At 72.6% G+C, this 11,675-nt stretch carries 12 protein-coding genes; 2 read left to right on the plus strand and 10 right to left on the minus strand.

The genetic code is table 11. The features are described from left to right. Positions 1-526: 526 nt before the first annotated feature. The 3 genes from rlmN to DEJ35_RS16235 form a co-directional block, all read right to left on the minus strand. Entirely contained in the window at positions 527-1,759 is a 1,233-nt protein-coding gene (rlmN, locus tag DEJ35_RS16225) for a 23S rRNA (adenine(2503)-C(2))-methyltransferase RlmN (protein WP_110862858.1), read from the minus strand. A 93-nt stretch (positions 1,760-1,852) separates the two neighbouring features. Beyond that, positions 1,853-2,806, minus strand: coding sequence for a C40 family peptidase (locus DEJ35_RS16230; protein WP_111193155.1), 954 nt, complete (start codon positions 2,804-2,806; stop codon positions 1,853-1,855). Positions 2,807-2,988: 182 nt separating this feature from the next. Beyond that, positions 2,989-3,747, minus strand: coding sequence for a pyridoxamine 5'-phosphate oxidase family protein (locus tag DEJ35_RS16235; protein ID WP_111193156.1), 759 nt, complete (start codon positions 3,745-3,747; stop codon positions 2,989-2,991). 21 nt (positions 3,748-3,768) lie between these two features. On the opposite strand from DEJ35_RS16235, the gene DEJ35_RS16240 reads away from it, so the two are divergent. After that, on the plus strand, positions 3,769-5,220 hold the full coding sequence (locus DEJ35_RS16240; RefSeq protein ID WP_146244822.1) for a PLP-dependent aminotransferase family protein: 1,452 nt from the start codon (positions 3,769-3,771) through the stop codon (positions 5,218-5,220). 9 nt (positions 5,221-5,229) lie between these two features. On the opposite strand, the gene DEJ35_RS16245 is transcribed toward DEJ35_RS16240, so the two are convergent. From DEJ35_RS16245 to DEJ35_RS16255, 3 genes are all read right to left on the minus strand, one after another. Then, on the minus strand, positions 5,230-5,745 hold the full coding sequence (locus DEJ35_RS16245) for a hypothetical protein (RefSeq protein ID WP_146244823.1): 516 nt from the start codon (positions 5,743-5,745) through the stop codon (positions 5,230-5,232). Positions 5,746-5,830: 85 nt separating this feature from the next. Further along, positions 5,831-6,022: a hypothetical protein gene (locus tag DEJ35_RS16250; RefSeq protein ID WP_110862853.1), complete on the minus strand. Its 192-nt coding sequence runs from the start codon at positions 6,020-6,022 to the stop codon at positions 5,831-5,833. A 109-nt stretch (positions 6,023-6,131) separates the two neighbouring features. Further along, positions 6,132-6,893: an SDR family NAD(P)-dependent oxidoreductase gene (locus tag DEJ35_RS16255; protein ID WP_111193159.1), complete on the minus strand. Its 762-nt coding sequence runs from the start codon at positions 6,891-6,893 to the stop codon at positions 6,132-6,134. Positions 6,894-6,973: 80 nt separating this feature from the next. Between DEJ35_RS16255 and DEJ35_RS16260 the strand changes: the two genes are divergently transcribed. Then, complete coding sequence (locus DEJ35_RS16260; RefSeq protein WP_111193160.1) at positions 6,974-8,569, plus strand: hypothetical protein; 1,596 nt, start codon at positions 6,974-6,976, stop codon at positions 8,567-8,569. Between the two features lie 32 nt (positions 8,570-8,601). Here the strand turns inward: DEJ35_RS16260 and DEJ35_RS16265 are convergent, their stop codons facing one another. Genes DEJ35_RS16265 through DEJ35_RS16280 form a run of 4 tightly spaced genes read right to left on the minus strand, consistent with a single transcriptional unit; the run spans position 8,602 to position 11,664 of the window. Beyond that, positions 8,602-9,519, minus strand: coding sequence for a phosphogluconate dehydrogenase C-terminal domain-containing protein (locus tag DEJ35_RS16265; protein WP_110862850.1), 918 nt, complete (start codon positions 9,517-9,519; stop codon positions 8,602-8,604). Next, positions 9,516-10,361 (minus strand): sugar phosphate isomerase/epimerase, encoded by an 846-nt coding sequence (locus DEJ35_RS16270; protein ID WP_111193161.1) that lies wholly within the window; start codon positions 10,359-10,361, stop codon positions 9,516-9,518. The genes DEJ35_RS16265 and DEJ35_RS16270 overlap by 4 nt, the downstream gene beginning before the upstream one ends. Then, positions 10,358-11,179, minus strand: a complete 822-nt coding sequence (locus tag DEJ35_RS16275) for a triose-phosphate isomerase family protein (RefSeq protein ID WP_110862848.1) — start codon at positions 11,177-11,179, stop codon at positions 10,358-10,360. Before DEJ35_RS16275 ends, DEJ35_RS16270 begins: the two co-directional genes overlap by 4 nt. Further along, entirely contained in the window at positions 11,179-11,664 is a 486-nt protein-coding gene (locus DEJ35_RS16280; protein ID WP_111193162.1) for a ribose-5-phosphate isomerase, read from the minus strand. Before DEJ35_RS16280 ends, DEJ35_RS16275 begins: the two co-directional genes overlap by 1 nt. Positions 11,665-11,675: the final 11 nt, after the last annotated feature.

Genomic DNA, 11,675 nt, shown 5'->3' on the forward strand with positions numbered 1-11,675 from the left:
CAAAAGGAATTGCTTCATGACCCGATCGGCAAACCGACCAGGCACGAGGTCAATCAATAAATTGGCATTGACAATGTGCACGCTGTTGAGTTCTCAAGGACCAGACGCACTCCCCGCTCGACCCATCACAGGTTCCGCCAGAGAGGCATTCGTCTTGTACAACATCCCGGGCACACAACCAGAGGTCGTGGTTCCGAGGAGTTGGTTGCCTGAGCGGGACCCCGTCCGGACTGCATCTCCAGGTGTTCAACCCGGTGATCGTCTCGGCCGTTCCGTTCTCCGCCTCAGCGGCAACGAGTGATTACTTTACACACGCCCCGGGGGCCCTGCCAACCGTCGTCCCGCCCGGGCGTGTCGCAGTCGGGTGAACGGCACGTGTCCCCCGGGTTTCCGGGGATCGACGGGGTGAGCGCGACCCCCGGGAACGACGGAAGGCACGGTGCGAACCCGCACCGTGCCTCCCGACTGAACGAACAGACGACCACCAGACCAACCGGACTGGACCGGTCCCGCTGATCCGACCGACCTACTCCGCCGCTGCCAACTGCCCGCACGCCCCGTCGATCTCCTTGCCGCGGGTGTCGCGCAGGGTCGTCGGGATGCCGGCGGCGTTGAGTCGGCGGACGAACTCGTCCTGCACGTGCACCTCGGACGAGGTCCACACGGAGCCCGGCGTCGGGTTGAGCGGGATCGGGTTGACGTGCACCCACCCCTTGCCGCGCTTGTTGAGCTTCTCGGCGAGCAGGTCGGCTCGCCAGGCGTGGTCGTTCATGTCCTTGATGAGCGCGTACTCGATCGAGACACGACGGCCCGTCTTGACGTAGTAGTTGTGGGCGGCGTCGATCGCCTCGTCGGCCTTCCAGCGCGAGTTCACCGGGATGAGCTCGTCGCGGAGCTCGTCGTCGGGGGCGTGCAGGGAGAGCGCGAAGGTGAGCGGGATCCCTTCGTCCGCGAGCTTGATCATCGCCGGCACCAGGCCGACGGTCGACACCGTGATGCCACGGGCACTCATGCCCAGACCGTTCGGCTGTGGTGCGACCATCAACCGCACGGCGTCCATCACCCGCTTGTAGTTCGCGAGCGGCTCCCCCATGCCCATGAACACGATGTTCGTCACGCGCTCGGCGTCGACGCGGTCCTGGCCGCCCTTGCGGGGATCGCCCCCGAGCTCACCGGCGGCGATCGCGGCGTTCGCCCGGACGATCTGCTCGATGATCTCGGCGGTGGACATGTTGCGGGTCAGCCCGGCCTGGCCGGTGGCGCAGAACGGGCAGTTCATGCCGCACCCGGCCTGGGACGAGACGCACAGGGTGATGCGGCCCGGGTAGCGCATGAGCACCGACTCGACCAGGGCGCCGTCGTGCAGCTTCCAGAGGAACTTGATCGTGTCGCCGTTGTCGGTCGCCAGCCGCCGGGTCTCGGTGAGGAGCGGCGGCAGCATCCCGGCGACGAGCTGCTCCCGCTGGGCGGCGGGCAGGTCGGTCATCTTCGCCGGGTCGGACGTGTAGTGCTGGAAGTAGTGGGTCGCGAGCTGCTTGGCGCGGAACCCGGGCAGGCCGAGTTCCTTCACGCGGGCCTCGCGTTCCTCGGCCGTCAGGTCGGCCAGGTGCACGGGCGGCTTGCCACGCTTCGGGGACGCGAACTGCAGGAGCGGGCGACCGTCGGTGTCGGTGGCCTGCTTCCAGCCCTCGGTGCGCGGGCGCACCTGCGGACGAGCAGACTGCTGCTGTTCGAACGGGGTGCGGGTGTCGGAAGCCATCACTCCAGGATACGGGAGGCCCGTGATCGGTGGGGACGCCCCGTCCGGGTGGTCCTGCTGGTCACCACCATGGCCACACCACAGCTGGTCGGGTCAGCTGCCGGCCGGCAGGACGCGCGCGAAGTGGTGCGCCGCCGAGTACATCGGGACGATGTCGACGACCTCGCCGGGGTGCGGTGCCTGCAGCACGAGCCCCTGGCCGAGGTACAGGCCGACGTGGTCCTCGTCGTCGTACACGACGAGGTCGCCCGGCAGTGCCTCGGACTCCGGGATCGTGGTGGCGACGGCGTCCTGCGTCGGCACGTAGTGCACGAGCTGGATCCCCACCGCCTGGTACGCGACCATCGTGAGCCCGGAGCAGTCGATGCCCTCGTGGCTCGCGCCGCCCTCGACGTACGGGTCCCCCATGTACTGCAGGGCGGTCTGCACGATCGTGGCCCGGTCGCCCCCGGCCGAGAGTGCGGCGGACAACGCGGATTGCGCCTGCGCGGTCGTCACCCCGAAGCGGAGGTCGAGCGTCGGGTAGGACACGATCGTCGTCGTGGTGGTCATGCCGTCGGTGGAGACCACGGGGACCTGGACGTCGTGCGCCACCGTGAAGGTCTGGGCGTCCTGCGCCGTGGTCGTGCCGTAGCGGGTGTCCGCGGGCAGGGTGTCGGCGTTCGCGGGCAGGGCGAGCGTCAGGCTCGAGGTCACCGCGATGGCGGGGGCGAGCAGGATCGCTGCGCGCTTCGCGTTCGCGGAACGGCGGATGTGCCGCGGGTCGACGGCGCGCTCGGCACGCAGGGTGGCGGTCCGGCTCAGCACCGCGCTGCCGGCCGACGACGCGACGGGTGCGGGACGCGGCTGCATCCGCACGGTCAGGGCCGGCTTCGGGTGCTCGACGAAGGTGGAACGGGCGGCCGCGGGGCCGAGGGCCGAGCGGCGACCACGGGGACGGGACTGCTGCGTGTCCGGCGTCAGCGGCGCGGGGCCGACCGCGGGGTGCGCGTGCGTTCGCGCGGGCTGACGGTCGTCGGCTGCTGCAGGCAGGGTGTGGCGTCCCATGTGTCCTTCCGGGTCGGGACCACTCGGCGGTCCGGAAAGTAACGTATTGGTCACGGCGGTGCTCGCGGCTGGGCAGCGCCGGAGTGTTCCTGCGGCTGGTCACAGGAACGAGCACCGCTCGCAGGCCACTCCGACGGCGCGCACGGGCGTTCCGGAGCCGGCCCGTAGCGGTGGACCCGGGCTCAGACCGGCGTGACCCGCATGACGGCGGCGATCCGGGCCTCCCGGTCGGTCGCCAGGCGGTCGAGGCGAGCCGACAGCGCGACGACCGATGCGTCCACCGGGCTGTCCCCCGAGATGTCCCCCGGGATCGGGACCCCGGCGCGGACCGCGAGTGGCAGGACGCCCGCCCAGACGGTGTGGTCCTCGCCGTCTGCCGGGTCCTCGCCAACACCGTGGGCTCGGACCTTGACGCTCGCGCGGTCGAGGGGCAGCTGGAGGACCTGGGTGGCGCGGACCTCCTTCGCGGTCATCTCGCGCACCTCGGCTCGGCGGCCCGGCATGAGGTGGTCGGCCACCTGCCAGAGGGCTTCGGTGCGGAGGTCGGTCGGCACCACGGTGGCGCGCCCGGCGATCATCGCGCTGCGGTAGTTCGCCGAGCTGTCGTTGGTCGAGCGTGCGAAGACGAGGCCGTCCAGGTGGGTGACGGTGGCGGCGACCGGGACGCCCTCGGCCCCGGCGTCGAGGAACAGACCGCCACCGGTCGAGCCGTGCAGCAGCAGGACGGGGCCGTCGCCGAGGTCCCCGACGGCGCAGAGGAACGGCAGGACGACGGGGTGGCCATCGCGGACGATGCCGACGTGGGCGAGGTGGGCCTCGGCGAGGATCGCGTGCAGGACCGCGGGGTCGTCGGACTGGCGGTCGCGCAGGCGGCGGACACGGAGCGAGGGGCCGTCGGCGGTCGGGTCCGTCGGGTTCGGCTGGGTGTTCGGGGTGGGCATGGGCTCACGCTAGGGTCACCAGTGGTCCGGCATGTGGACCAGATCGGGGCGATCACGGTGGACCAGTCGAGCAAGGTGTCCGGCGTGGTGGCACGGGTGCGCGGGATGGTGCACGACGGCACCCTGCGCGAAGGCGATCCGCTGCCGTCGACGCGGGCGCTCGCGGCGGAACTCGGGGTGGCCCGGGGCACCGTCGTCGCGGCGTACGAGCAGCTCGACGGCGAGGGGTACCTGCGGACGCGGCACGGTGCCCTCGCGCGAGTCGCGGCGGACCTGCACGGGCCGACGACGAGTGCGCCGTCGGCCGTCGGCACGGACACCGCCGGCTCTGGCGCGGTCAGCCTCGCGGCCGCTTCGCCGTCCGCTCCGCTCATCGACTGCCGTCCGGGCATCCCCGCCGTCACGGCCATCCCGCAGCGGGACTGGCGGGCAGCCTGGCGCGCAGCGGCGTCGGCCCCGCTCCGGAACGCGATCGCGGACCCGCTCGGCTCCCCCGACCTGCGGGCACAGGTCGTCGCCCAGCTCGGCCTGACCCGCGGGTTCACGGCGACGGTCGACCGGGTGCTCGTGACCGCGGGGACCTCGGAGGCGCTGTCGCTCGTCACCGAGGCGCTGCGGGGGCTGCTGGGTCGCGCTCCCGTCGTCGCCGTCGAGGACCCCGGCTACCGCACCGGACACCGTGCGATCACGAGCGCGGGCGGGTCCCTGGTGGGCGTCCCGGTCCGGGAGGACGGCCTCGACCTCGACGCGCTCGAGGCCGCCGGACAGGTCGACGCCGTCCTGGTCAGCCCGACGCACCAGTACCCGCTCGGGTCGGTGATGCCCGTCGCCCGGCGCCGGCGGCTGCTCACCTGGGCCGCCACCACCGGCACCGTGGTGGTGGAGGACGACTACGACTCGGAGTTCCGGCACCGCGGCGCGCCCGTGCCCGCGCTGGCCGCACTCGACGCGGAGGGCGTGGTGCTGCACGTCGGCGGCTTCTCGAAGACGCTCGACCCCCGGCTGCGCTGCGCGTACGTCGTGCTGCCGACGGTCGCGGCGACGGGTTCCCCGGTGACGGAGGCGGTGCTGGCCGCCCGTCGGGCACGTGGTGCGGTCGTCGCCGAACCGGTGCAGGCCGCGCTCGTGCACCTGCTGCGGACGGGTGCGCTGCGGCGGCACCTGGGTCGGGTGCGCCGCGACTACACGCACCGCCGGGCCCGGATCGCGGCTCGGCTCGGCGGCGTCGCCGGCCTGGAGGCCCGTGCCCTGGACGGCGGGCTGCACGCGGTGGTCACGTGGTCGGGTCCGACCACCGGGGCGCAGATCGCGCGTCGGCTGGCGGACGCCGGGGTGCTCGTCGCGACGCTCGAGGAGTACGGGCTCGCGCCGGGCAGCACGCCGCCGGGCATCGTGTTCGGCTACGGCGCCGTGACGCTGCCGGAGCTCGACCGCGCGCTCGACGCGCTGGTGACGGCGGTCACGGGAAGCTGATCAGGGTCGTCAGCCGCCGTACTGGGCGGTGCCCACGACGTTCGACCCGGCACCCCGGCACGCGGTGCTCAGGGTGCGCCCGACGAGTTCCCATTCGGGGGTCATCTCGAGCGCCGGCCCGGACTCCGGTGCGGGGTGCGCGTCGAGGTACTCGTGCGCGTAGTCGATCGCGTCGTCGAGCTCCTCGTCGGTGCTCGACAGGTGCTCGTAGCCGAAGCGTTCCGCCGCGATGAGTGCCTGGTACTGCGCCTCGGAGAGATCGCCCTGGCTGCGGCCGACCGTCGCGTTCAGCGAGATCGTCGTCAGCGCAGTGATCTGGCCGCAGATCGCCGCAGCACTCCGGTCTTCCTCCATCGGGTCCGTCGCGCCGCCCGCGGGCCGGGCGTCCGAGGTCTCCGAGGTCGGCTTCGGGCTCGACGTCGGCCGCGCCGCTGCGTCAGCGTCGGCCGAGCAGCCGGCGAGCGAGCCGGACACGAGGACCGCGCTCACGACGACCAGGGGCAGTGCGGACCGGAAGGAGACCATGAACGTCATCGTGGCAGCACCGTCGTGCTGCTCGTGTCGTCGTGTCCCGATCGAGACCTCGTCGAGACCGGATCGTGAGCTCAGGTCAGCGGGACTCGGCGGTGCCGTTCCCCCGGGCGTTCACGAGGTCGGCCAGGGACGGCTCACCGGCGTCGCCGGGCAGTGCGTGTCCGCGGCGGGCGGCCTTGCGGACCTGTCGGTAGGTGGTGAGGTGCAGGGGGTCCACACCGTCGGCGGACTCGTAGTTCGACGGGGCAGTGGTGGGCGATTCGGTCATCGCGACGGACGGTACGCGTGCCGGGAGCCGCGGAACCACGTGCTGCGTTCCGCGGCCAAACGTCGGGCTTGGGAGGGTCCGGCGGGGCGAACCGAGCCTCCGAGACGGGTCAGAGGCTCGTCATGCCGCCGTCGACGCGGAACTCCGCGCCGGTGGCGTAGGACGACTCCGCGCTGGCCAGGTAGACCATGATCCCGGTGACGTCGTCGGGGGTGCCCGGGCGACCAAGCGGGGTGCGGGCGACGATCGCGGCTCGGGCCTCGGGGTCGCCGGAGATCGCCGAGACGAGGCCGGTCTCGGTGTAGCCCGGCACGACCGTGTTCACCCGGATGCCGTTCCCCGCGTAGGCCATCGCGGTCGCCCGGACGAGTGCGTGGATGCCGCCCTTGGTCGAGGAGTACGCCGCGAAGTCGGCGCCCTCACCGTTCAGGCCGGTGGGGGACCCGGTGGCGATGACCGACCCCCCGGTGCCGCTCCCGAGCATCGCCCGGACGGCGTGCTTGATCGTCAGGAACGTGCCGGTGAGGTTGACCGCGAGCGTGCGGTCCCAGGTCTCCAGCGACAGGTCCGCGACCTTGGCGTCGTGGCCGAACAGCTGCACCCCGGCGTTCGCGACCACGACGTCCGGGGTCGCACCACGGTCGGCCAGTTCGGCGAACCCCGCGGCCACGCTCGCCTCGTCGGCGATGTCCATCGTCAGGCCGATCGCGGTCGGACCGGCTGCGACGGCGGCACCCTGGGCCGCGTCGGCGTCCCGGTCGGCGTAGACGACCCTCGCCCCCTCGGCCACGAAGCGGTCGGCGATCGCGCGGCCGATGCCGGACCCCGCTCCCGTGACGAGTGCGGTCCGGCCGTCGAGTCGTGCGGTCATGTGGGACTCCGTCCTCGGAGCAGCGCTGCTCCGTCACCCCCATCATTGCCCAACCGGTTGACCGGTGCTAGGCATGCACCATGACTGCGACGTCGAACGACGAGATCGTGTCCGTCGGGCACTGGCGTCTGGCGCTGCGCGGAGCCGAAGTCGCCGACGTCGCCTTCCGGGGCGTGCTCGTCCTGCGCGCCGTCCGGTTCGTCGTCCGCGACCACGACTGGCGCACCGCCGACGACACCGTGCTGACACGCGCGGTGGGTGGTGACGACAGGTGCATCCGCATCGAGACCAGCGCACGGTACGACGGCGTCGAGGTCGTCCGCACGGTCCTCGAGGTCACGCTCGACGACGACACCCTTCGGGTCTCCGCGCTCGGGACGGTCACGCGGGCCTTCCGCCGCAACCGCCTCGGGCTCGTCGTCCTGCACCCGCCGACCCTGGCGGGGCAGCCACTCACGGTGCGGCATCCGTCCGGTGGCAGCACCGCGACGGCGTTCCCGTTCTGGATCGCGCCGCACCAGCCTGCCGTCGACGTCGACGGGCTCGACTGGGCGGCGGGCCCGGTCGCGCTGGCGCTCGACCTGACCGGCGACGTGTTCGAGACCGAGGACCAGCGGAACTGGACCGACGCCTCGTTCAAGACGTACTCGACGCCGCTCGCCGAGCGGTTCCCGATCGCGATCACGCCGGGGAGGACGGTCCGGCAGGGGCTCACCCTGCGTGCGACGGCGGTCGGTTCAGCAGGTGGTCCGGGCACCCGGTCGGGAGGCGCGGCCTCCCCCGCCCCGGACCTCGCAGCGCTCGACGTGCCGGGTCCCGGTGCCGTGGTCACGCCGCCGCCGACGCTCCAGCTGCTCGCGGGTTCGGCGCCGGTCGCTGCGCGCCCGGACGACGCCGACCTGCTCCGCGGGTTCCCGATCCTGGTCGAGCCGACCCTCGGGGCCCCGAACGTCGAGGCGGTGCTCGCCTCGGCCCGACGGGACGCGGGTGGCGCTCCCCTGGACGTCCGGTTCGTCACCGACGACCCGGTGCCACTGCGCGCGGCGATCGACGCGGTGCTCGAGGGCGGGCCGGTGGCTCGCGTCGGCGCGTTCGACCCGGTGTCGCACGTGACGACGCCGGCGCTGCAGCGGGCGCTGCGCGAAGCGGTGGCAGCGGTCGGCGCGCTGGAGGTCGTCGCCGGTACCCGGGCCCACTTCACCGAGCTGAACCGCTCGATCGCGGTGTTCTCGGGCTGGGACGGCCCCCTGACCTGCAGCGTGACGCCGCAGATGCACGACCGGTCGCCCGATCAGGTGACCGAGTCGATCCGGATGCAGCGCTGGGTGGTGAGCAGTGCCTCCAGGCTGGCCGCCGGCAGGGCGCTGCACGTCGGGCCGGTGACGCTGCGGCCACGGTTCAACGCGGTGGCGACGGCGCCGACCCGGGTCGTGACGGACACGACCGTCGAGCACGGGTACGGGCCGGAGACCGTTCCGGACGCGACCGACCCGGCGCAGCACACGCCGGCCGCCGAGCGGTGGTTCGCCGACTCGGTGCGGGCGCTGACGGTGCCGGGCGTGGCCTCGATCACGCTGGCCGAGGCGTGGGGGCCGCGCGGGTTCGTGGCCGCCGACGGCACGGGGAACGCCCCGCCGGAAGGGGGTCGGCGGGGCGTTCCGGTCCGGACGCGCTGACGGGTCGGCGCGGTCGTCGGTGGCGGTGCGGCTCAGCGCCGGACGGCGTCGATCTTGAGCATCTTCGCGATGACCGAGTCGAGCTCGCTGTCGTCGAAGACCTGCTTCCAGTCCTCCTTGATGAGCTTCTCGCGGCCGTAGCCCATCGCGATGTGGCAGGCGTCGGAGAACGGGTTCGAGCCGCGCAGGCCGTTCGTCAGCGCGATCCAGGTGTGGCCGTAGAGCATGGCGCGGGCGGCCTCGCGGGGCACGCCGACACCGGTGACGGTCTCCTCGAGGGCGTCGTTGAGGAAGTCGCCGATCATGCAGGCGATCGTCTCGACCAGGGTCGGCTCGAGCACGGCCAGCTGCTTCACCGTGACCCAGTGCACCTGGATGACCGGGGCGTACATCGTGGTGATGACGGCCTCGGCGACGGCCTTGGCGCGGTCGCCCTCGTCGCCGAGCGACTCCGAGGCGTCGAAGGCCGCGATGACCTCCTGCGGGGCGGCGATGCCACCGAAGGTGTCGTCCCACTCGGCCTTGGTGGTGCGCTCGAGGAACACCGACGGGTGGCACGGGTGCGCCACGGCGTAGTGGATGTCCTCGCGCTTCGCCAGCAGACCGGCGTAGGCGGCCGCGGGGTCGAGCGTCAGGATCGACGCGCCGGGCTTCATGACGGGGACGAGCTGCTCCGAGATGGTGCCGAGCAGGACGTCCGGGACGGCGAGGACGACGACGTCGGCGGCCTTCGCGGCGTCGAGGCTGTCGGTGATCTCGCGGCCGAGGGCCCGGATGCGCTCCTGGCCGGCGGGCGAGGCTTCGCTGTAGAGGGTGGTGTACTCGCTCTTCGCGAAGTTGTTCGAGACGCGGGTGCCCATCTTGCCGCCGGCACCGATCACGGCGACGGTGACGTCGGCCGTGCCGGATCCGGCAGCGACGGTGTGGGGGGTGGTGACGGTGTCGGTCATGATTCCTTGCTCCTGATGTACTCGATGGTGTGTTCGGTCCACGCCGCTTCGATGCGGGTGGTGGTCTGTGCGGGGGTCTCCCCCGGCAGCGGTTCGGCGCCCGCGTGCTCGTCCTGCCACGGCAGCCAGAACTCGATGACGCGGTTGATCCCCCGGGTGTCGGGCTCGAGCGCGGCGCGGACGGCGTCGTGGTCGAGGACCCCGGTGCCGATCGGGACGCCGGTGTACTGGAAACCGACCCAGCCCGGTGAACGGGTGAAGGCGGAGTCCTTGACGTGCCAGTTGACGACGTGCGGGGCGGTCATCGCCACGACGTCCCTCGGGTGTTCGAGCCGGGCGACGGTGTTCGCCGGGTCGAGGCAGATGCCGAGGCTGTCGGAGCCGATCGCCCGGACGACGGCGACGAGGTCGGCGGTGGCGACGACCTCGTAGGTCTCCAGCGCGAGGGTCACGCCCGCGCGCTCGTAGGCGGGGAGCGCCTGCCGCAGACGTCGTTCGGTCTCGGCCGCGTCGGGCTGGTCGTCGCCGCTCGTCCACATGCTCCGCACGAGCGTCGCGCCGAGCTGCTGCGCGACGTGCAGGTACCGGGCGAGGTGCTCCGGCCGGGTGCCGCGGGTTCCGACCTCGAGCGTGAGACCGAGGTCGGCGGCCAGGGACCGGATCGAGGCCAGGCGCTCGTCGGTCGCGGTGTCGAGCGGCAGGTGGTCGCAGATCTGGAACAGGTCGACGCCGTCGTGCGACGCGGCGTCGCGCAGGGCGTCGTCGAGGGACATCGGCGACGGGACGCGGTCGGACATGCGCCAGGAGTAGGCGTAGGTGGAGAGGCCGAGCAGGGAGGTCATGCCCGTGCTCCGTTCTGCGTCGCGGCCAGCGCCTCGGCTTCGTCGAGGATCGTGCGGATCGCCTCGGGGTCGTGGGCGAAACGGCCGAGGAACAGGCCGCCGATGCGTCCGGCACCGCGGGTCAGCAGGCCCGGACCGGCACTGCCGCCGTAGATCGCGACGGAACCGGCGAGCTCCGGCCGGGTCGCCAGGTGCTGCTCGATGCCGGCCAGGACCGCGACGATGTGCTCGTCGGGCGCGGGCTGCGGGGCACCGATCGCCCACACCGGCTCGTAAGCGGCGATGAGCGGCCCGGCGAGGCCGTCGGCGGTCGCCGTCGCGGTGAAGCGGTCGAGCTGGGCGGTGACCTCGGCGATCGCGGCCGCGGGGTCGCCGTCGGCGGTGCGCTCGGTCTCGCCGATGCAGACGAGGGGGCGGAGGCCGTTGCGGAAGGCGGCGTGCACCTTGCCGGCGATGTCCTGGTCGGACTCGTGGAACAGGGAGCGGCGCTCGGCGTGCGCGATCTCGACCAGGTCGACGCCGATCTCGGCGAGTTCGGCGCCGGACACCTCACCGGTGAACGCGCCCTCGTCGGCCCAGGCGAGGTCCTGGGCGCCGAGCAGCACCGGGACGCCCGACTCGGTCAGGATCGCCCGGACGGGGACGAGCGACGGGAACGTCGGCACGACGAAGAGCTCGACCGCGCCGGACCGCACCGCCGGGTGGCTCCGGGCGATGTCGGCCACGGCGGCCGCCCACGCGAGCGTCCGGGCGTGCGAGAAGTACATCTTGAGCGACACCCCGATCGTCACGGGGGCCGTCGCCGTGGTCGCGGGCATCAGGCGTCGGTCCCGACCGGGGCAGAACCGTCGTAGGCACAGATCGCGTTGACCTTCTCGGCACTCGCGCTCGTCTGGTCGAAGGTGTAACCGAGCCACTCCTTCGCCATCCGGCGCGCGACCTCGACCCCGACGACGCGCTGACCCATGCAGAGGACCTGGGCGTCGTTCGACAGGATCGAGCGCTCGACCGAGAACGAGTCGTGCGCGGTCACGGCGCGGATGCCGGGGACCTTGTTCGCCGCGATCGCGACACCGAGCCCGGTGCCGCAGATCAGGATGGCGCGGTCGGCCTCGCCGTTCGCCACCAGACGAGCGGCGTCGACGGCGACGTGCGGGTAGGCGGTGTGGCCGTCGGCGTCCACGCCCACGTCGACGACGGAGGCCACGCGGGGGTCCTTCGCCAGGTCGGCCTTGATGGCCTCCTTGTAGTCGAAGCCGGCGTCGTCCGAACCGACGACGATGCGGAACTGCTGCTCACTCATGCGGGTGTGCC

It is taken from the genome of Curtobacterium sp. MCPF17_051 (genome assembly GCF_003234595.1).
Classification (GTDB): domain Bacteria; phylum Actinomycetota; class Actinomycetes; order Actinomycetales; family Microbacteriaceae; genus Curtobacterium; species Curtobacterium flaccumfaciens.